The sequence below is a fragment of the Gluconobacter cerevisiae genome (genome assembly GCF_015244675.1).
Taxonomy (GTDB): Bacteria; Pseudomonadota; Alphaproteobacteria; order Acetobacterales; family Acetobacteraceae; genus Gluconobacter; species Gluconobacter cerevisiae.
Map to the genome: position 1 here is coordinate 1 of NZ_JABCQO010000014.1, position 20,303 is coordinate 20,303.

Below are 20,303 nucleotides of genomic sequence, written 5' to 3' on the forward strand. Positions count from 1 at the left end.
TTAACTTCAGCCAGCATCAGAAACCAGCTCCAGCGTCAACCACCAGACTGCCAAACGCCACACTGTAAGACAACTCGCCCACAACGCTCCTCAATCAGACACAACGACTCCTTCATTATGCGAAGGACAGTCGGCGGATGATATGGATCAAAAACTGAACCTCCTGACGAAAATGTCAACAGGATCTGTTTTCAATTTTTATGTTGTCATATAATCTATTGATATGTCAACAGTTGAGGTGTCATTGGAAATGGCTGTCCAGTATGGTGCGTCCCTTCTTCGGGAGAGCAGTTTTCATGACATGGAGCTGACCTTTCACGTCATGCGTCTGTCGAGCCTCTGGCGCGCGCAGCTTGACCGTCTTCTGCGGCCAGAAGGCATGACACTCGCGACCATGCGGCCCATGGCCTATCTGATGGTGATGGGAAACGGGCTGAAGCAGAGCGATCTGGCGTCAGTCATGGGGGTGGACAGCTCTGCGCTCGTAAGGGTTCTGGATCAGTTGGGACGGGAGGGGCTGATTTCGCGGGAGCCCGATCCCCATGACCGGCGCTCCAACCTGCTGACGCTGACGAAAGCAGGGATGGCACGGTGTGGCAGGTTCCAGCAGATTGCGGCCGAACTTGAGGCCCGACTGACCAAAGGGCTGCCCGATGATGCGGCGGACATGCTGCGGGATCAGCTTGGCATGATGGAGAGCAGATTTTCCCTGTCCGATGTATCGTCCTGCTGAAACTGCGATCCCATATGAAAAACTTTTTCCGTCAGATGTTTTCTTTTGACCGCAGCAGCCTCCGCTGGCGGAATTTTCTTGCGACGGCAGCTTTCACGGCGCGTGTTTTCCTGTCCATCGGGATTGCGCTCTTTCTGGCGTTCATGATCCAGCTTGAATCGCCAATGAGTACGGTCACGACCGTTCTGATTGTGGCCAACCCGACCGTGGGCGCGCTGGTGTCCAAAAGTGTGTGGCGCATGACCGGAACGGTGATCGGGGCAGCACTGAGCACCGCTGTCATGGCGATGTTCGTGCAGTCTGCGGTTCTGTATTTCATGGCGCTTTCGGTCTTTGTCGGGCTGGCCTGCATGACGGCGACATGTTTGCGGTATTTCAGGGCGTATGCGGCGGTTCTGGCCGGATATACGATCGTTATCGTGGCCGTGCCAGCTTTCGCCCATCCCGAGAATATTTTCCTGTCCGCGATGATGCGGGTGTCGGACGTGGCGCTCGGAATTGTGGTGACGGCGGCTGTCTTCATGGTGACGTCGCCCCGACGGCGTCAGGGGACGATGGACGCATTGTCGGGGGCGTTCCGCGAGACCCTTCGCCATGCTCTGGTTTTTCATGAAGGACTGGTTCGTCCTGCCGTTATACAGGACGTTCAGAATGCGGAACCAGCCGTTGCCGATGGGGCATTCCGGACGCTGCCGCAGACCCTGTATGACGGCAGGCAGCGCCTTCTGGGGCAGCTTGCGCGTCTGGGGCCGGCCATTGAATACGCGGCGACCGATAATCCGGATATTCATGCAGGGGTGAGGGGCTACAGGCTGGCGGTCAGTCGCATGACGGGGCTTGTCGCGTCCTATCATCCATATTGGCGTAACCTTGGGATCGCGAACCCGCTTTCGGCAGACGTGCATCGTGAAATCCGCGATACACTGACCCGGATCCTTGCTTTGACGGAAAGCGCAGGGTGGATCGAGCAACCGCAGAGCGTGCTCGCATGTCTGGAAGACGCTCTGGAGCGCTTGGAGAGTCTGGAGCGTTCTGCGATATCGCCAGAAGCACAGGCATCGGTCGACAATACCCGCGATATCCTGTTTCAGCTTCGGGAAATCGTGCTGGATCTGTCGAGCCCGCGTGGCGCGCATGTCCGGGTGCGGGTCAGGCTGCATGTGGAATGGATGTCCGCGATTTATAATGGATTGCGCGGAATGCTCATTGCCTTTCTGGCCTGCATGATCTGGTACATCACCTATTTTCCGACCGGGCCAATGATGATCATGTATGTGGTAGCGGCGTCGAGCCTGCTCTCGACCGTGCCATCGGCTGCCCGGGCCAGTCTGCCGATGGCGATCGGGACGGCGCTTTCAATCCCGGCCTGCTGGCTGTGCCATATCGTGGCGCTGCCTCGCGTGGATGGTTATCCGATGCTCTGGTTGTCGATCTGTGCATGCATGTTGCCGGGTGTGTGGCTCCAGTTTCATCCGCGCTACGGGATTGGCGCGTTTGGCTATACGGTCTTTCTGTCCATGCAGTTGATGGTGACGAACACCATGGTTGTGGATGACATCACGCTCATCAATACGTGGCTGGCTATTCTGATGGGCTGCGTGCTGCTTGTTCTGGTGTTTCGGGTGATCATGCCTGCTGATCAGAGGCTGTATGCGTCCCGGCTTGTGCTGTCTCTGGGGCGCAGTTTGCAAAGCCTTTCAAGTCAGCCGAATGCGGAAGTCCCGTCCTGGATGGTATGGGAAGGGGCGCAGATCCAGAAGGTCTCGAGTCTGCTGATGCGCCTGTCTCTGGTCACGTCCCCGATTGACCGGCAGGGTTATTTCGATGGGGCGTTTGCCGCTTTATCCCTCGGGCGTCTGCTGATCCGCTTGAGGCGGGCTGCGGAGAAGGCGGGGTTGACGACTGCCCAGACGGAAGCCCTGAACACGGCTCTTGCGTCTTTCAGAATGCTGCGTCGAAACCCGGCTGGTACGGCTGCATCTCTGAGAGAGGCTGCCCGACTAATTGGCTCCGAGACTGGAGCTGGCATGGAGGATATGTTTTGCGTCCGTCTTGTGGCCTGTCTGGAGCAGATCGCGCATATCATCGACAGCATTCCGGGGTTTTTCCATGCGGATGGTCCGCTGAATTGCTGGTTTGACGAACGCGGGACTGTGAAGCTGGTAACGGCTCATCCGGCAGGGTGACGATCAGAAGGCCGTTCGGTCGCGAAGGACATCCAGAGACAGGCGGGCAGCTTCCAGAATATGCTGCTTTGTCAGTCGTCCAAGTTCGTCGCCGTCGCGCTTGCGGCAGGCCTGAAGGATCTGGAAATGTTCGGCGTCCGTTGCGGTTTTTCGTCCCGGCAGTTCCAGATGGGCGCGGATATAGCGGTCGAGGCGCGAGTGAAGGTCGTGGATCATGCCGTATAGTCGCGGGCGACGGGCAGCAGCATAAATGGCGCCATGAAACTCCCAGTTCAGCCGACCGGACTGGGCCATGCCGTGGCTGCCGCCTGTTCCGTTGACGAATGCCTCATAGGCGTCCTCGATATGGGCCAGATCCACGCGGGTAAGGGTCGTCATGGCCAATCCTGCCGCCATGCTTTCCAGCGAAGCGCGGATGTCTGAATATTCCAGAATGTCGGCTTCGTTCATCCCCGTCACCACGGCGCCGCGATGGGGCAGAAAGGCGATCAGCCCCTCTGCTTCAAGCTGCTTGAGCGCCTCACGGACCGGAATGGTGGAGACGCCAAAATTGCGGGCCAGTTCGGACTGACGCAGAGGCTGGGTGTCCGTCAGTATGCCGTCCGTGATGGCGCGACGCAGGGCGTCCGCGATTTCGAGCGAGGCCGAGCCGCTTTTCGTATCAACAGGCGTGAAAATCGGTGCGGTATCGCTCATGAGGTCGGTTATCCGTCAGTGGGGCGGTCCTCATAGCATGATCGCAACAAACGATCATGCCGGGGGATATTATCGGGGTGACATTATCCGATGGTCATCAGGCTGGCATTGCCACCTGCAGCCGTCGTGTTTGTGCTGACGACCTTTTCCTGAAGCACCCATTCGGGCCGGATCGGGCTTTTTGCATCCAGCATATAAAGCTGTACGACCATGCCCGAGCGCGATAGGGCCGTGCGGGCCTGTTCGGCCATTTGCCGTTCTTCGAAAGATGCAAGGATCGTCCGGCATCCTGCAACGCGCCCGCCCTGTGTGCGACGGATATGCAAAGCGAGGACATGCGGCAGGTCGGAGACCCAGTCCGAGGCCACGTTCGGCCCTTGAACGAAGGCTGTATTTCCGCCGCTCAGGGCGAGCCCTACGGCGCGAAGCATGGTTTCCCGGTCACTGGCAACGCACAGGACGGCGCCGCGCGGCAGAAGCTGGTAGAGATTGGTCTCGCCAACCGGGCCGGGAAGTTCGCGCGTGGTGCCGCACAGGCCATGCTGCATGCCTTCCACGATTTTCTGATAAAGCGGAAAACTGCTCTGCATCAGCCAGGACAGGAACAGCCGGGCAGGTTCAGGAAGCTCCTGTTTTTCCCAACCGGTATGGGGCGGGGTGGTGTTCATCAGGCAGCGCAGGATTAGCGGACCACCGGCTTTCGGCCCTGTTCCCGAAAGCTTTTCGCCGCCAAAAGGCTGACTACCGACAACAGCGCCGACCATGTTGCGATTGACATACAGATTTCCGGCCTCGATGCGGGACGTGACATGCGCCATACGGCTTTCGATCCGGGTGTGGAGACCGAATGTCAGACCATAGCCGGACTGGTTGATGGCGTTGAGCAGGGCTTCGAAGCCGCTGGACTCAAAGCGCAGGACGTGGAGCACCGGCCCGAAAACCTCCCCCTTCAGGTCTGCCAGACTGTCGATTTCGATGACCGTCGGGGCGATGAAGGTGCCATTTTCTGCACCTTCCGGCAGCGGAAGGGACCAGACGGCGCGGCCCTGCGTGCGGGCTTCATCAATATAGGTCTGAATGCCCGAGCGGGCTTCGGCGCAGATGACGGGGCCGATATCGGTGTGCAGTTCCGCCGGGTTACCTACCCGCAGTTCTTCGACCGCACCGCGCAGCATTGTCAGGACGCGATCGGCACAGTCCTCCTGCACGCACAGAACGCGCAGGGCGGAGCAGCGCTGGCCAGCGCTGTCGAACGCCGAGACCAGCACATCCGCCACGACCTGTTCGGTTAGGGCGGAGCTGTCCACGATCATGGCGTTCTGTCCGCCCGTTTCGGCGATGAACGGAACGGGCTGCCCGTCCACTCCTGTACGGCCGGCCAGGGTTTTGGCGATCAGATCCGCAACGGCGGTGGAGCCGGTGAACATCACGCCGGAAATCCGGGCGTCGGACACGAGGGCCGCACCAGTCTCGCCCGCGCCGGGAACGAGGCGGAGTGCGTTTTCCGGAACTCCCGCTTCCCGCAGAAGGGCAACGGCCCGCAGGGCGATGAAGGGGGTTTCCTCGGCCGGTTTGGCGACAACCGTGTTGCCAGCCGCGAGGGCTGCCGCGACCTGTCCGAGGAAGATGGCAAGCGGGAAGTTCCACGGGCTGATACAAGCGACGACACCGAGCGGCGCACTGTTGCCAGTCCGTGCGATGTCCAGAGCCTGTGCGGCATAATAACGCAGAAAATCCACGGCCTCGCGGACTTCGGAAAGCGCATTGGCGTAGGATTTGCCAGCTTCACGAACCAGAAGGGCCATCAGGTCTTTCTGGTGCTGTTCCAGAAGATCAGCCGCACGGTCGAGCTTTACGCTTCGTTCGTCGGCGGAAAGAGCAGCCCATGCCGAGATCTCGCTTTCTGCAAAGTCGATGGCCTTGCGAACATCGGCGTCGTTTCCGAAACGGACCGTGCCGATCCGGTCGGAATGGCGGGCGGGGTTTCGGATATCCTGTGCTTCGCCCGAACAGGATGTATCCTGTAAAGCCTGCTCGGCAGACGTACAGACGGCTTCGGCCAGAGCATCGATAGTGTGTTCGTCGGTTAGGTCCAGCCCACGCGAATTGGTGCGCTCAGGCTCGAACAGGTCTTTGGGCAGAGCAATGGCCGGATGGGAGGCACCCGGTGGCTGGACGGCTTTGGCCAGTGCGACCGGGTCTTCGATCAGGCTTTCGATCGGCAGGTTTTCATCGCCGATCTGGTTGACGAACGAGGAATTTGCGCCGTTTTCCAGCAGACGGCGCACCAGATAGGCCAGCAGCGTTTCATGCAAGCCGACCGGGGCATAAACGCGGCACGGGCGGTTGAGCTTCTGCGGTCCGACGACTTCATTATAGAGCGTCTCACCCATGCCATGCAGGCACTGAAACTCATAATCGCCGATCTGAAAGTTCAGACCCGCCAGCGTATAGATCGTGGCCAGCGTACGGGCGTTGTGGGTGGCAAACTGCGGGAAGACGACGTCGCGGGCGGCAAGAAGTTTTTTGGCGCAGGCGATATAGCTGACATCGGTGTAGCATTTGCGCGTATAGACCGGGAAATCCGTCTGGCCTTCAACCTGTGCCTTCTTGATTTCGCTATCCCAGTACGCCCCCTTCACCAACCGGATCATGAGGCGATGTCCGCTGCGGCGCGCGAGGTCGATCAAATAATCCAGAACCTTTGGGGCACGCCGTCCATAGGCCTGCACCACGATCCCAATGCCGTTCCAGCCGTCCAATTCCGGGCAGTGGCACAGGTTTTCGATCAGGTCGAGCGAGAGGTCCAGACGTTCGCTTTCTTCGGCGTCGATATTGATGCCGATGTCATAGCGGCGGGCCTGAATGACGAGATCTTTGAGGGTCTGGCCCAGTTCTTCAAGGACCCGTTCACGCTGGGCGAAGGCATAGCGCGGATGAAGGGCGGAGAGCTTGATGGAGATGCCAGCTTTTTCATAAACATTTGCGCCGCGTGCGGTCTTGCCGATGACGTCGATGGCGCGTTCGTAATCGTGACGGTAGCGCAGGGCGTCGGCTTCCGTCATCGCGGCTTCGCCGAGCATGTCGTAAGAGTATTTGAAGCCGCGCTCTTCAGGTTCTGTGCTGACCTTGCGCGCGTCCTCGATGGTTTCGCCGATGACGAACTGTTCGCCCATCATCCGCATGACGATGTCGAGCGCACGGCGGACCAGAGGCTGACCGCCCCGTCCGACGAGGCGGAACAGCGTGGCGGCAAGGCCCTCCTCGGTGTCGTTGGTCAGCTTGCCAGTCAGCATCAGCCCCCATGACGCCGCGTTCACGAAAATGGTCTTTTTGCCGCCCATGTGAGACAGCCAGTCTCCCGTTCCGATCCTGTCACGGATCAGGGCATCGCGTGTGGCGGCATCGGGGATGCGCAGGAGCGCTTCCGCCAGACACATCAGGGACACGCCTTCGTCTGACGACAGGGAAAATTCCTGCACGAGGGCTTCAACCCCGCCCGGACGGCGCTGGGTGCGTAAAGTACGGGTCAGGTGGCGGGCGACGTCGAACGTGTTCTGCTGTTCCGTCTCGGTCAGCGTGGCCTGCTCGATCAGGGGAAGAATACAGTCCGCTTCGGGTCTGCGCATGCCTGCTGCAATGGCCTGACGGAGGGGAGAGCGGACGGGATAGAACGGCACAACAGAAGACATGAACTCAGCCTTAGGCAGAATACTCGGTCTGAGTCCTATAATCATATACGATCATGAAGAAAATATATGAAACGGGGATCCGGATCATTTTTATATCGTATCTGAAACCTGTCTTTCTTTTTCTCCGAACCGCTCGTGCCATGTGGGCAGGGATGTGGCGCCGGGGAGAGTGCCTGCTTCGTACACGCCACGCGCGATGGCGCGCGCCGTGACCTGCGTGGCAGCATGCAGGATTTCCGTCCATTCCTGCGGACCGGGCGCTGGCTTTGCCCGTGTTGAGATCCCGATCATGGCGTCTCCGTCCAAAGGCAGATGGGCCGGGAAAACGCCTCTCGCCACGCCATCCTGTGCGAGAATGGCAAGGCGTTTGGCCTGTGTTTTGGTGAGGGTTGCGTCCGTCGCGATAAGGCCGATCGTGGTGCCGGTGACGGAGGCCCATTTGGAGCGCAGGCGCAGGTCTTCGGACGTGAGATGCGTGGGCATGCCTAGGCCGCCGAATTCGTGTCCCTGTTCGAAAGGCGCGCTCCAGAAATGGGGGCCATCGCCAATCGTGGCCGTTCCGACGGCATTGACGGCGACCAGTGCAGCGACGCGGTGTCCTGCGGGGATTATGGTGCTGGCCGAACCCAGCCCGCCGCGGAGGGTGGACGTCGTGGCGCCTGTTCCTGCGCCCGCCGTACCCAGTTCGAAACGGCCATCACGGGCGTTTTCGGCAGCCTGATATCCCATCTCGGCATAGGGGGAGTAACGACCCCATGAAGGCTGTCCGCCAGCAGGCAGGTCATAGAGACTGGCCTGCACGACAATGGGGACGCGGATCGTGCCCGGTGGAAGGGGCGCGCTTCCGAACTGTTCCCGCAGCCACGCCTGAACTCCCGTTGTGGCATCCAGACCGTAAGTGGACCCGCCTGACAGAACGACCGCATGGATATGCTCGATCAGATTTTCGGGTTCCAGCAACGCAGTTTCCCGCAGGGCTGGAGCGCCGCCAGGAAAGCTGCCAGAGGCAGTGACCGGCCTGTCGAACAGGATGACCGTGACCCCCGTGCGCAGGCTCAGATCTTCACTATGGCCCACGCGGATTCCGGGGATGTCGGTGAGCAGGTTCAGGCTGGTCATGCGGCCTCGTCGGTCAGAAGGAATTTTCAAGCAATGCCCGCGTCTCGGGCCGGGTCGGGGCATTCAGGACGATGGAGGCTAATCCGGATTCCACGATCCGTCCCTGTTCCAGAACGGCAATATGGTGCGACATGTGCCGGATGACCGCCAGATCGTGGCTGACGAAAACATAGGCCAGTCCGTGTTTTTGTTGCAGATCCAGCAGAAGATTCAGAACGATAGCCTGTGTCGAGACGTCCAGTGCCGAGACGGCTTCATCGGCGATGATGACGGAAGGACGTGTGATCAGGGTGCGGGCAATGGCAATGCGCTGTCTCTGGCCGCCCGAGAAGGCTTTGGGATAGCGGGCTGCGCTTTCGGCGGAGAGTCCGACTTCGGCAAGGGCTGCCAGAATGCGCGCTTCCCGGTCGGGTGCGGGGTTAAGAGCCTCCCCCACGATTTCACGGACCGTCTGGCGCGGGTCGAGGGCACCATAAGGGTCCTGAAAGATCATCTGGATAGCGGGACGGATCTTTTTCCGTATGGCGCGGGAAGCTGTCGCGAGATCCTGTCCCTGATACAGGATCTTCCCTTCATCGGGAGGTATGAGGCCGCTGAGGAGACGGCAGAGCGTTGATTTTCCGCTGCCGGAAGCGCCGATGACGCCGAGCGTTTGGCTCGGCAGGACGTCGAGGCTGACAGTATGCAGAATTTGTCGTCCGGAGTGAGCGAACGTGACGTTCCGGGCCTGAAGGATCGGGGTCATGCCGGTACCGTATAAACGGGCAGGCGGGTCAGGGGAGTATGGGCTGCGCTATGCAGAGACATGGCGAGCAGGGCCTGCGTATAGGGATGAGCTGGTGCGTCGAATATGGAGGCAGTCGGGCCCTGTTCCACGCAGATCCCATCTTTCAGGACGAGAACGTTGTCAGCATGATGGCGCACCAGCCCGAGATCGTGGGAAATCATCAGGACGGCCATGCGATGCATTGCGGTGTGTTGATGCACGAGTGCCATCACGTCTGCCCGGGTACGGGCATCGAGGGCTGTGGTGAATTCATCCGCAATCAGAAGATCGGGCCTGCAGGCCAGCGCCATGGCGAGAAGCGCGCGTTGTCTCTGCCCTCCTGAAAGCTGATGCGGATAGGAGTGTTCGCTCACACCGGACTGCAGGAGGCCGACCTGTTCCATGAGAGTATGGGTCTGTGTACGGATTTCATGGCGGGTGAGCGCTGTATGAAGCCGGAGTGTATCTTCAATCTGTGCGCCAATTCTTCGTGTGGGGTTGAGCGCCGACATGGGTTCCTGAAAGACCATGCCGAACGTTTTCCCACGGATCTGGCACCATTGAGGCTCGGTGAGCGTCAGAAGATTTTTATCGTTCAGACGAACTTCCCCTTGAGGCTGGAATCCAGATGGCAATAACCCCATGAGGCTCAGAGCCAGTGTGGATTTCCCGGAACCTGACTCGCCGATGATGGCAAGGATCTTTCCTGGCTCAAGCGTAAAAGAGAGGGCGTGAAGGATGGGTTGGAGCGGGCTGTGAACGCTCAGATTCCTGACCTGAAGAAGCGGGTTCATGGTGCGCGTTCTTCTAGCGGGGCATCCAGAGCATCGCGCAATCCATCACCAGCCATGTTGAACCCCAGCACAAGCAACATGATCGTCAGGCCCGGTACGACGACCAGAAAGGGATGATCGAAAATATGGATCTGGTAGGCGGCCAGCGCCCGGCCCAGATCTGGACGCGGTGGAGGCGCGCCCAGCCCCAGATAAGATAGTCCTGCGTCTGAAAGAATAGCGAGTGCGAGCGAAGATGTCGCCTGGACCGTCAGAAGTGGCAGGATGTTGGGAAGAACATGTCGTCGCATGATGAAAACGGGGCTGCGTCCCGCAAGACGGGAAGCCGCGATATAATCCTGGATCAGAACAGAGCGCGCTGCCTGTCGGGTGATGCGGATCTGGGCGGGAAGGCCGAACAGGGCGACGGCGAGGATTTCGCCCGTGGCCGAAGCTCCGAGCGCCGTGACCAGAAGAGCGGCGATCAGAACGGGCGGAAACGCCAGTCCCAGATCGGTCAGACCCATAATGAGTCTGGGTGGTCTTCCCGCCGCGATCAGTCCCAGCACGGTTCCTATAACCGTAGAGAAGCAGACGGCCATTGCCGCGATCAGGACGCTGTTGAAGGCTCCGGAAAGCACGAAGGTCAGAAGATCGCGGCCGAAGGGATCTGTTCCAAGCGGGTGTGACAGGGAGAGGGGGGCGTAGCGGTGCATGACGTTGATGGCCGGTGCATGGGCGCCGGTGATCAGGGCTGTGACGAATGCCGGGAGCAGAACGATGCCGAGCAACGCGCTTCCTGTCCAGAGTGTCGGGTTGGCGCGCATGTTCATGGACGTTCTTCCCCAAGGCGCGGGTCCAGAAAACGCACCAGCGCTGCCAGCAGAAAACCGAGAGTCATGACGGCTGTGACGATCAGCATGACGAGGTTTTGCACGACGGGCAGGTCACGCTGGTTAACGGCTTCCAGCAGAAGTTTTCCGCAGCCGGGCAGGCTGAACACGCTTTCGACGATGATGCTCCCTGTTATGAGAACCGGAAGCTGAATTCCGGCCAGTGTCAGAACCGGAATCAGGGCGTTGGGCAGCGCAATGCGCCACAGGACGCCAGAACGGCTGTAGCCCTGCGCGCGAGCCGTGCGAACGAAATCCTGCGACAGGGTTTCGATCAGGGAGGAGCGCATGAAACGTGCGGTGATGGCGGCTTGCGGGACGGCGAGTGCGACAGCCGGAAGAATGAGCGCTCTCAGGCCGGTGAAAAATCCATGACTCCAACCCGGAAACCCGCTGGCTGGCAGCCAGTGCAGGGTCAGGGAGAACAGGAACGTCATCATCATCGCCAGCCAGAAATCGGGAATGGACTTCAAAAGCTGAAGCATCGCCATAAGACCCATATCGGGCATTTTTCCCTGCTTTGCGGCAGCGATCATGCCGAGAGGAATGCCTGCGCCAAGGGAGAGTACCATGGCCAGCAGGATCAGGGGCAGAGTGCTTTGCAGGCGTTCGCCAATCAGGCTGCTCACGGGGACATCGTAAACGTAGCTGCGGCCCAGATTTCCGCGCATCAAATCGCTGATCCAGTGCGCATATCGTGCGGGCAGGGCGGTATCCAGCCCGAGCTGATGATGCAGGGCGGCAAGGCTTTCGGGACTTGCGTCAAGTCCGAGCATGACGGAGGCGGGGTCGCCGGGCAGCAGGTTCATGGTTGCGAAAATGACAAGACTTGCAACGATTAGCAGCAGGAGCCGCTGAAAGAGCAGAAACAGGACGTTCCTTCTCATCATGGCTGCCAGAACACGCTGCCCAGTGGGCAGCCTGCGATGGGCTGATTGGTCCACAGGCCTTTAAGATGGCGATTCAGGACGGTTTCTCGGGGGATCGAGAACAGAAAGACGTTTGGTTCGTCCTGTGAAAGTTGTGTCTGCATCTGCGCGGAAAGCGCATGGCGCAAAGCAGGATCGGCCGTGGCTTCGTAGCGCCCCAGAAGGTCATGAAAGACAGGACTGTGGTAGTGGAAATAGACTGGGGTGCGGTCATAGATCGCGATGTCATGTGGCTCCGTATGGGCGATGACGGTCATGTCGAAGGCGCCCTGTCCGTAAATCTGGCTGAGCCATGCGGGCCATTCCACAGGCTGGAGCGTGACGTTCAGTCCGATCTGTTCCAGATAGGCGGCGATGAGTTCGCTGCTGTCGCGGGCGTAGCCGATGGGTGGAAATGCCAGCGTCAGATGCAAGCCGGGCGCAATCCCTGCCTCTTTCAGAAGCGCGCGGGCATGGTCGGGGTCGTAGGGATAACGGTCGGGCAGGGCGACGTAATCGGGATCATCCGGCGCCATGTGTGATTGCAGGAGCTTTGCGTCGCCCTCCGCTACAGCCTGAATCAGCGCCTTCCGGTCAATGGCCTGTGCAATGGCCTGTCTGACGCGTAGATCGTTGAACGGGCGGCGGGTATTGTTGAGGGCGAGAATGGCCTTGAAGGGAAAGCTTCCCCGGACGACCTCAAGCTGCGGATTGTTGGCAAAACGGCTCAGGATTTCTCGCGACGGGAAAGACGGATACGCATCCAGCTCTCCGGCCAGAAGCGCGTTGCTGGCCGAAAGTGGGTCGGGCATGAAGCGAAAGGTTACGGAGCGCAGGGCAGGTCTGGCGCCCCAGTATTCCGGATTGCGGGTCAGCGTCAGGTGATCGCCGCGTTGCCATTCGCCAAAAACGAAAGGCCCCGTGCCGACAGGGTGACTGATGTTCTGCGCTACGGAGGCTGGCGAAAGGATGGCGGCGTCGTTCCATGCCAACTGGTACAGGAAACTGCCATAGGGGCGCTGAAGACGGATGTGAACGTGCAGGCTGTCAGGGCAGGAAATATCGGCAATCTGGCTGAAAGTGTTCCTGTCCGGATTGGTGCTGCTTGACGCTCCTGCGCGAAGAAGGGAAAATTTCACAGTCTCGCAGGTCAGGGGCGTTCCGTCGTGAAAATGCACATTTTCATGGAGTGCGAAATCGTAGATCAGGCCGTCTGGCGAAATGTTCCAGTCCTGTGCGAGAAGCGGTTTGATGACGCCCTGTTCGTCCAGACGTACCAACCCTTCATAGATGTTGTTGTAGGTCACCATTCCGATGGCTTCACTCGAGCCGCGTGTGGGGTCAAGACCGGGTGGCTCGATGGCCAGACCGATCGAGAGGGTATCCGGTGTATCAGCCGCCCGGGTAAACCCAGTAAGGCTCATCACCAGAAATGGCAGAATGGTCAGCAGGGTTTTCAATCAGGCGCTCCGCGAACTTGCAGCCTCAGGGCGCAGGGACACGGAAAATAGGGCGTTCGCGGTCTGAGTGAAAGAGGGGGCTTTCAGGGATGTGGGATCGTGCTCTCGATCCGGGAGGCAAGCTGTTCCACGAGGTCTCGCGTCAGGGCGACTTTTCCTGCATCCGTCGCCATGGAGCCCTGTGCCGTGAAAGAGCCCCGGCTGCGCAGGATAGGGCGATGGGTATCCGAGGGGACCAGAGCCCAGTCGGCCTGCAAAGCGCCCTGACCGTTGCTGTCGAGATCCAGTCGGTTGATATTGACAGCAAGCCGGAGCGCTGGGGTTTCGGCCAGTGGCTGTGTGGTCACGATATAATGGGGCCAGTCCTGACCCAGACGGGCGGCCAGAAGATCCGTCACGCCCTGCGACAGGCGGCTTCCCCAGCGTCCGTTAGGGCTGCGGTCAAGCTGATCTCCATGGCGGGTCATGATGTCCTGATTGTCCAGATAATCCGGCAGGGCAACACGCGCGACGTTCAGGACCGGGGCTGTGGCAGGAAGGGCCGTGTTGCTGGTCTGGGCAATGGCCGGTGCGCCAAGCGTATAGAACTGCACCGGCGGCGCAGCACAGCCCGACAGCAGGGCCAGCGTCAGAAGGGCGGAAGGAGCCGCAGATCGTATCATGAGCCGTGTCACGGGGGTGGTCTCCGGAGAAATCGGGGAAAGACGGGTGGTGCGGCTCACTGCCGGCGTCCTGTGAGAAGGAGCTGCGGGTTATGTTCGACGTCTGTGGCGAACCCACGCAGGGCCGAGGCCGCCGCGGCGATATCACGAAGGCTGGCTTCGAGATTGGTCCGGTCTGCCGAGCGCGGAGAGGTCATATTTTCCAGATTGGCGAGGCTTTTCGTGGCCTGCTGAACCGCCTCATTGCTGCTTTGGAGAACCGTTCGCAGTTCACGTCCGCGCGCATCGAGTTGCGTCGTTCCTTCATTGGCCAGACGGTCCACGCTAAGAAGCGTGCGCGTTATGGCAGGTTCGAACTCCGTTATCGCCTTGCGGGTCGCATCGACCATGTCGCGGCTGTGATCCGAGGTTTCGCGGATGCTCTGGATCAGGGCTGGCAGATCCTTGTCGAGTTTGTCTGAAAGTTGACGGACAGAGGCTAGAGTGGCGTCGGCGTTATCGCCGATCTGTTTCAGGGGCAGGTCCTGAAGGCTCTGTGTCATGGCAGCTATGGTGGACTGTTTGGTCGGGATTTCCGTGATGCGGGCGATGTCGGGATGAAAAACCGCAGGTGTTGAGGGGGAGAAATCCAGATCGATTTCGGATGTGCCCGTCACGAAGCTCTTGAGATTCATCTCGCCACGCAACCCCTGCTTGATAAGCTCTTGCAGGTTGGGAAGATGGCGGGTGCTGTTGGTCAGGATGATGTCGTCTGGTCGCATCGTGACGTAGACCGGGATGTAGGCGTCTTTTGTGGCCGGGTTGTATTCAATGACCACGCGGTCCACTGCGCCCACCTGAACGCCACGGAATGTAACGGGAGACCCCACAGCCAGACCCGACGACGCGCCGTGAAACACCAGAACAGCTTTCGTCGTTCGGGCGAAAGGATGGAAATTGCCGAATAGGACAAATGCTGCAACGAGCAGGCCTGTCCCTCCAAGGACGAAAGCACCGACAAGAGCCTGCCTGTTCATCACTTATTTCCTTCTTCGTCGCGTTCGCGGTGCATGAAGGCATGCACCTGTGGGTCCGTACAGTTGTCGCGCAGATCTCTGGGGGAGCCGTGGGCGATGGGAATTTTGGTTTTGGCATCCAGAAAGATGCCGTCATCGGCGATATGGAACAGGCTCGACAGCTCATGGCTGACGATGACGATCGTAGCACCAAGGCCGTCCCGCAGATTCAGGATCAGGTCGTCGAGGCGGGCTGATGTGATCGGATCGAGACCGGCGGAAGGTTCGTCGAAAAACAGGATGTCCGGATCGAGGGCCAGAGCGCGCGCCAGACCGGCACGCTTGCGCATGCCGCCACTGATTTCTGACGGATAAAGATCAATCGCCTGCAACATGCCGACGAAACCCAGTTTGAGTTCCACAAGGCGACGGATGACGGGGGGCTTAAGGTTCGTGAACATCTGCAGAGGCAGCGCGATGTTCTCGCCGATGGTCATGGAACTCCATAACGCGCCGCTCTGGAACAGCACACCGAAGCGATGGTTCAGATCCGTGCGATGAGCGTCGCTGCCAGCCCAGTAGTTCTCGTCGCCGACATGATATTCGCCGACAGAAGGACGCAGGAGGCCGATCATGCTTTTGAGGAGCGTGCTTTTGCCACAGCCTGAGCCGCCCATAACGGCGAAGATGCTGCCTTTGCGGACATCAAGAGAGATGTTCTTCTGAATGATCTTCGGACCGAAGGAGAGTGTAACGTCGCGCAGGGACAGGACGGTCTGGTCAGGCATGTCGGTCAGATCCCCAGAACATCGGCGATGACGGCGAAGATTGCATCAATGGCGATGACGCCCACAATTCCCACAACGACGGCGCGTGTGGCGGCAATACCGACATCTGCAGCCGAACGTCCGGCCTTGAGGCCGATCCGACAACTTGTCAGGCCGATGAAGGCACCGAAAACGATGCTTTTGACGAAACCGAAAATGAACTGGCCGATTCCAAAGGATGTGACCGTCTGATGGAAGTAGCCTGCTGCCGTGATGTCGAGCATGGAAATGGAGACGACGAAGCCACCCAGCATCCCGATGAGACATCCGTACAGGTAGAGGAACGGCATCGTGATGATGAGGGACAGGACAGCGGGCAGAATGAGGTAGGTCGAGGGTTGAATGCCAAAGACATTCAGCGCGTCGATTTCTTCGTTACCCTGCATGGTGGAAATGCGCGCGGCATAGGCACCGCCCGTGCGCCCGGCCATGATGATGGCGGTCATGACGGCGGCCATTTCACGCACCATCGCAATTCCGACCAGACTGGCTACATAAACTCCGGCCGCGAATTTCTGGAGCTCAACGGCTCCGACAAAGGCCAGAATTGCGCCAATCAGAAAATTGACGATTCCTACAATCAGCAGGGCATAGGGGCCGGCATCGCTGGTGTTGGCCAGAAGATCGCTCAGGCGCATCCGGCTTCGACCGAGAATGGTCTGAACGGCCCCTTTTGCTGTCAGTGCCGCAAGCTCGGACACCACGCCCACTTCCGTCATTGAGGCGATGGAACGGCGCCCGACGGCTTCGAGAAGAGGGGGGCGGGGTGACTTGTGGTGGACCGGATCGTCGGGGGCTTCCGGCAGAAGCTCCAGAAGCTGGCGCATCGGGCCGGGCAGTGTCTGCATATCGAGACTGATGCCGGCGTCATGAGCGACGCGTTTGAGATCCCACAGGAAAGCGATCAGCCCTGTGTCCCACGCCTGAATGCCGGAAGTTTCGAAAGACAGATGCCCTTCTGGAGTTTTGGGCAGCCCGTCTTTTGGAAAGACCGGAATTGTGCCGGTTCTGGCTTGCCATATTCCACTCAGCACCATCACAGTGGCGTTCTGTTCACCTTCAAGACGCCATTGCGGGGCGTTTTCGGGTGCATTGGAACTCGGTCCTGTATTGGTCTTGTCTGTCATGGACTCTGCATTTCCGGTCCTGACATTTCCTGATTCTATAAAAGAACGGAAAGGCTGGTTGGAGGTAACATTTGAAAAAAAATCGATGGTTGCTGACGGGCGAAACGGCAAGATAAGGCATATGGCTATCTTGGAGCAGCACCTTATCGATTGCAGGGGAAAGATCAATACTCCCGTTAAGTCGCAACCGTTAAGTGTATTTTTTTGGATTATTTCTATGTTTTGAATGAAGTGAAACCTGCATGCTGTCAGGACATTTCTGATAGAATCAGACGTTCACGATTTGGAATGTTAAAACCTGTATGGCCAGCAAGCTTTCCCTGATTGTTCCTTTTTACAATGAAGAGGCCGCTATCGGTCACTTTGTGAAGAGTATCCTTCCTGTTATCGACGGTATTCCTGAGACGGATTGGGAAATTGTTTGTGTAGATGATGGAAGCAGTGACGGCACCTTGCGGGAACTGGTCAGATTTTCGGAAACTGACCGGCGGTTCCGGGTTCTTGAATTGTCGCGAAATTTTGGGAAAGAAGCTGCGTTGACAGCCGGGCTTGATGCGGCGACGGGGGGTGCCGTTGTCATCATTGATGCCGACCTTCAGGACCCGCCCGAAGTTATCCCTCAAATGGTGCAGGCCTGGCGGGAGGGGGCAGAAGTCGTTTTAGGTAAGCGAATTGACCGGTCCAGCGATAGTATACTCAAACGCAAAACTGCATCGTGGTTTTACGCTTTGCATAATCGACTCGCCCATATCCGGATTCCCGAAAATGTGGGGGATTTCCGTCTGATGGACCGGTGTGTGGTCGACGCTTTAGGCAGGCTTCCCGAACGTCAGCGCTTTATGAAGGGCCTGTTTGCCTGGGTTGGTTTCCGGACGGTCACCATCGATTACGTCCGTGCGCCCAGAGCTGCAGGAATAACGAAATTCTCGGGTTATTCGTTATGGAATTTTGCCCTTGAAGGTTTCACCAGCTTTTCTTCGGTTCCCATTCGGCTGTGGACTTATCTGGGCACAATCGGTGCTTTTCTCGCCATTCTTTACGCAATTTTCATCGTGTTCCGTACGATATTCTGGGGCAATTCCGTGCCAGGATATGCGTCACTGTTCGTGGCAATCATCTTTTTCAGCAGTGTTCAGATCATCAGTATCGGAATGCTTGGGGAATATATCGGCCGCATCTACATGGAGACGAAGCAGCGGCCGATCTATGTTCTGCGCCGGAAATACTAGGCAGGCATACCGGGCGTGACTATGCCCGGTTTTCCAAAGCTTTCAATCCATTTTGGTGACTTTGAGGCTGAGGAGCGCAATTCCGAGAAGGCGCGGGTCCTGTCCGATCTGAACCGGATTGCTGATCTGTAGTTTCAGGCTTGTAGCCTGTATGTCTGAAGGGAGGGAGAACGCAGTTTGGTAATCGGCATCCTCGGGTTTTACGTCCCACTCGGCAATCTGCGTGCCGTTCAGGAGAACCCGGACGTGTTGGGGAGTGCCGGGCGTGGAGTGCATCCGCATTACGAGACCTGCCCTGCGGACGCCGGTGGGTAGATTAAAATAAAGACTGGCTTCAGGCGCCTCGCTCCATACGCCCCAGTCTTCGGGGTTGGACCATCCACTTTCGAGAATTTCGTTATGTTTAAGTTGCCGACCGGCCGTAACAATCTCCTGATCGATCGGTAGGACAGGGGGCGGTGGCGGGGAGGATAGACCTGCCGGAAGCGGCACATCGGCTGCGACGCAGAACATGGCTTTGTCCCTGACGCCGCATTGCGCGTGTTGCAGGCTGTTCCAGCGCAGGGCCTGAAGGCGCTGCGAGGCGCCGGTCAGGATTATAAGAGTCTGCCGATCCAAGGGGTGAGGCTGTTCTGCTGAAGGCAGGCAGGCAGATTCTGACGTCGTTCTGGCCGTGTACATCGTATTAACCGGCGCATTCTTTAGCGCGGCAACATACAAAAACTGCATGACATAAGGCGAGTCACCGCCATCGCATTCCAAACGCGGGTGGATTTCGATCCTGTCGAAAGGCTGCATCAGCGAAACAAGCTGTCTGCTCTCGGCTGACGGGGGCGCAAGAAGGTCGAGCTCAGTTTGATGAACGCTGGAGCGGATGTCGCGAGTGTCCTGCCACTGAAGTGCTATTCCTGCCAGCAGCACGAGAGGCCATACCCGGGGCCATGCACGGCAAAGACCGTAAATACCCCCGAGCATTATCAGATAGGCAACCGGCCAGAACATTCGTCCTGAAGACCGCATTTGTTCTGCGCCTGGAACCCTGAAGTGTGTCAGTAAAACCGGAACGTGCAAAAAGTAGATGCGGTTTGACGCTGCGATGAGCGTCAGCGCCAGACAGGCCAGAAGCAGGCCAGAATGCTGTTTCGGAAGTTGTGTGAGAAGCCTAATACCTCGACGGCTCAGCAGGAGCATTCCAAGGACCAGCAATACGCCAGCGCCAAGATATTGATATCCTTCATACTGACCGCCCGTTGCTTCTACGAGACTGGAGGAAACGGAAGGAAAAAGACTGGAGTGAACTGGCCAGAACGGAGAGGCGAGGTTCATGGAGTAGAACCCGTAGCCGCCGCCGCTCGCGCCGCCCCAGTATCCCAAGACTGAGCCTATAACGACAATGCCCACTCCAGACGTCGCTGTGGCGATCATAGCTGGCGCGCAGGTTTTCCAGTTTCTGTCTCGCAGCAGGAGCGTCAGAGGGGCAGCGCCGAGAATAGCACCAGTCATGACCATTAGATAAGGGTGGACCAGAAGCGTCAAAGTATTTAGGAGCGCCAGCAGCCAGACGGGTCCAGAACCTGAACCGGGTCGTGTAGCTCTGAAATAGAGACCAATCGCGAGCAGTAAAATCCACTGTCCACAAAGGGCAGCATGCCCAATCCTGAAGATGAAAGTTGGAAAACAGGCAGCGAAAACAGCGGCTGCCAGTGCCGGGATTAATCGTTTTTCACCCAAAGACCGCAACGCAAAAACTGCACAGACTGGTTGTAGTGTCCAGCATAGGGCGAGATAGAGAACAATCCCCTGAAGCATGTTCGGAAAGACTGGATGAGCGATTTTCAGAAGGAGCGCTTCCAGAGGAATACTGTCCGTCAGGGCAATATTGGTGCCGGAAGGAACATCCAGTTTCTGGTCCAGTAGAAGTGGCCAGTGCCATCCTTGGCGCAGAAAATAGATCTGCCCAATGATGTGCTGAATAAAGTCTACCCGTCCTGTTTGAACATTGTTTGGGAGCTTTCCGCCTATCAACGCTAATGGAAAGCATTGCAGCGCCTGAAAAAGACCAAACATTAATGACAGCGTGTAAACTGCAAACCTGTTTGTGGATGGCTTTAAGGTCAGGCGCTTTTCAGACAAATGACGGTACTCGCATTGAAAGGTTATTTCAGGACCGAATGGCGTCATACAGGAGAAGCTTTTTCAAAACCATGACTGATGGTTTCTTACTGGCCATTCTGTTG

Annotated in this window: 16 protein-coding genes; 3 read left to right on the forward strand and 13 right to left on the reverse strand. The window is 58.3% G+C overall.

Annotation, left to right across the window (positions count from 1 at the left end; all coding sequences use genetic code 11):
• Positions 1-250 precede the first annotated feature (250 nt).
• Positions 251-733 carry a MarR family winged helix-turn-helix transcriptional regulator gene (locus HKD21_RS12770; protein WP_194256014.1) on the forward strand — a complete coding sequence of 161 codons (483 nt, stop codon included), beginning with the start codon at positions 251-253 and terminating at the stop codon, positions 731-733.
• Positions 734-768: 35 nt separating this feature from the next.
• Positions 769-2,919, forward strand: coding sequence for an FUSC family protein (locus HKD21_RS12775; protein ID WP_228121474.1), 2,151 nt, complete (start codon positions 769-771; stop codon positions 2,917-2,919).
• Between the two features lie 3 nt (positions 2,920-2,922).
• On the opposite strand, the gene HKD21_RS12780 is transcribed toward HKD21_RS12775, so the two are convergent.
• The 12 genes from HKD21_RS12780 to HKD21_RS12835 form a co-directional block, all read right to left on the reverse strand.
• Positions 2,923-3,615, reverse strand: a complete 693-nt coding sequence (locus tag HKD21_RS12780) for a GntR family transcriptional regulator (protein ID WP_194256016.1) — start codon at positions 3,613-3,615, stop codon at positions 2,923-2,925.
• 83 nt (positions 3,616-3,698) lie between these two features.
• Positions 3,699-7,307: a bifunctional proline dehydrogenase/L-glutamate gamma-semialdehyde dehydrogenase PutA gene (gene putA, locus HKD21_RS12785; protein WP_194256017.1), complete on the reverse strand. Its 3,609-nt coding sequence runs from the start codon at positions 7,305-7,307 to the stop codon at positions 3,699-3,701.
• 90 nt (positions 7,308-7,397) lie between these two features.
• Entirely contained in the window at positions 7,398-8,426 is a 1,029-nt protein-coding gene (locus HKD21_RS12790) for a P1 family peptidase (protein ID WP_194256018.1), read from the reverse strand.
• Between the two features lie 13 nt (positions 8,427-8,439).
• On the reverse strand, positions 8,440-9,171 hold the full coding sequence (locus tag HKD21_RS12795) for an ATP-binding cassette domain-containing protein (RefSeq protein WP_194256019.1): 732 nt from the start codon (positions 9,169-9,171) through the stop codon (positions 8,440-8,442).
• On the reverse strand, positions 9,168-9,986 hold the full coding sequence (locus HKD21_RS12800) for an ATP-binding cassette domain-containing protein (RefSeq protein ID WP_194256020.1): 819 nt from the start codon (positions 9,984-9,986) through the stop codon (positions 9,168-9,170). Before HKD21_RS12800 ends, HKD21_RS12795 begins: the two co-directional genes overlap by 4 nt.
• The gene (locus tag HKD21_RS12805; RefSeq protein ID WP_194256021.1) at positions 9,983-10,798 is read right to left on the reverse strand and encodes an ABC transporter permease; all 816 of its coding nucleotides are present in this window, start codon (positions 10,796-10,798) and stop codon (positions 9,983-9,985) included. Before HKD21_RS12805 ends, HKD21_RS12800 begins: the two co-directional genes overlap by 4 nt.
• Positions 10,795-11,748 carry an ABC transporter permease gene (locus HKD21_RS12810; RefSeq protein ID WP_228121475.1) on the reverse strand — a complete coding sequence of 318 codons (954 nt, stop codon included), beginning with the start codon at positions 11,746-11,748 and terminating at the stop codon, positions 10,795-10,797. The genes HKD21_RS12805 and HKD21_RS12810 overlap by 4 nt, the downstream gene beginning before the upstream one ends.
• The gene (locus HKD21_RS12815; RefSeq protein WP_228121476.1) at positions 11,745-13,226 is read right to left on the reverse strand and encodes an ABC transporter substrate-binding protein; all 1,482 of its coding nucleotides are present in this window, start codon (positions 13,224-13,226) and stop codon (positions 11,745-11,747) included. Before HKD21_RS12815 ends, HKD21_RS12810 begins: the two co-directional genes overlap by 4 nt.
• Positions 13,227-13,309: 83 nt before the next feature.
• Entirely contained in the window at positions 13,310-13,948 is a 639-nt protein-coding gene (locus HKD21_RS12820) for a PqiC family protein (protein ID WP_322782934.1), read from the reverse strand.
• Positions 13,945-14,904: an MlaD family protein gene (locus HKD21_RS12825; protein WP_194256022.1), complete on the reverse strand. Its 960-nt coding sequence runs from the start codon at positions 14,902-14,904 to the stop codon at positions 13,945-13,947. Before HKD21_RS12825 ends, HKD21_RS12820 begins: the two co-directional genes overlap by 4 nt.
• Entirely contained in the window at positions 14,904-15,671 is a 768-nt protein-coding gene (locus tag HKD21_RS12830) for an ABC transporter ATP-binding protein (protein ID WP_194256023.1), read from the reverse strand. Before HKD21_RS12830 ends, HKD21_RS12825 begins: the two co-directional genes overlap by 1 nt.
• Positions 15,672-15,676: 5 nt before the next feature.
• Positions 15,677-16,837: an MlaE family ABC transporter permease gene (locus tag HKD21_RS12835; RefSeq protein WP_194256024.1), complete on the reverse strand. Its 1,161-nt coding sequence runs from the start codon at positions 16,835-16,837 to the stop codon at positions 15,677-15,679.
• 302 nt (positions 16,838-17,139) lie between these two features.
• On the opposite strand from HKD21_RS12835, the gene HKD21_RS12840 reads away from it, so the two are divergent.
• Positions 17,140-18,066: a glycosyltransferase family 2 protein gene (locus tag HKD21_RS12840; protein WP_194256025.1), complete on the forward strand. Its 927-nt coding sequence runs from the start codon at positions 17,140-17,142 to the stop codon at positions 18,064-18,066.
• Positions 18,067-18,108: 42 nt separating this feature from the next.
• Here the strand turns inward: HKD21_RS12840 and HKD21_RS12845 are convergent, their stop codons facing one another.
• Positions 18,109-20,133 carry a DUF6311 domain-containing protein gene (locus tag HKD21_RS12845; RefSeq protein ID WP_194256026.1) on the reverse strand — a complete coding sequence of 675 codons (2,025 nt, stop codon included), beginning with the start codon at positions 20,131-20,133 and terminating at the stop codon, positions 18,109-18,111.
• Positions 20,134-20,303: the final 170 nt, after the last annotated feature.

Coding starts and splice junctions, on each gene's coding strand:
- HKD21_RS12770 (WP_194256014.1), top strand. CDS start 251: ATGGCTGTCCAGTATGGTGCGTCCCTTCTTCGGGAGAGCAGTTTTCAT.
- HKD21_RS12775 (WP_228121474.1), top strand. CDS start 769: ATGTTTTCTTTTGACCGCAGCAGCCTCCGCTGGCGGAATTTTCTTGCG.
- HKD21_RS12780 (WP_194256016.1), bottom strand. CDS start 3,615: ATGAGCGATACCGCACCGATTTTCACGCCTGTTGATACGAAAAGCGGC.
- putA (WP_194256017.1), bottom strand. CDS start 7,307: ATGTCTTCTGTTGTGCCGTTCTATCCCGTCCGCTCTCCCCTCCGTCAG.
- HKD21_RS12790 (WP_194256018.1), bottom strand. CDS start 8,426: ATGACCAGCCTGAACCTGCTCACCGACATCCCCGGAATCCGCGTGGGC.
- HKD21_RS12795 (WP_194256019.1), bottom strand. CDS start 9,171: ATGACCCCGATCCTTCAGGCCCGGAACGTCACGTTCGCTCACTCCGGA.
- HKD21_RS12800 (WP_194256020.1), bottom strand. CDS start 9,986: ATGAACCCGCTTCTTCAGGTCAGGAATCTGAGCGTTCACAGCCCGCTC.
- HKD21_RS12805 (WP_194256021.1), bottom strand. CDS start 10,798: ATGAACATGCGCGCCAACCCGACACTCTGGACAGGAAGCGCGTTGCTC.
- HKD21_RS12810 (WP_228121475.1), bottom strand. CDS start 11,748: ATGATGAGAAGGAACGTCCTGTTTCTGCTCTTTCAGCGGCTCCTGCTG.
- HKD21_RS12825 (WP_194256022.1), bottom strand. CDS start 14,904: ATGAACAGGCAGGCTCTTGTCGGTGCTTTCGTCCTTGGAGGGACAGGC.
- HKD21_RS12830 (WP_194256023.1), bottom strand. CDS start 15,671: ATGCCTGACCAGACCGTCCTGTCCCTGCGCGACGTTACACTCTCCTTC.
- HKD21_RS12835 (WP_194256024.1), bottom strand. CDS start 16,837: ATGACAGACAAGACCAATACAGGACCGAGTTCCAATGCACCCGAAAAC.
- HKD21_RS12840 (WP_194256025.1), top strand. CDS start 17,140: ATGGCCAGCAAGCTTTCCCTGATTGTTCCTTTTTACAATGAAGAGGCC.
- HKD21_RS12845 (WP_194256026.1), bottom strand. CDS start 20,133: ATGTTTGGTCTTTTTCAGGCGCTGCAATGCTTTCCATTAGCGTTGATA.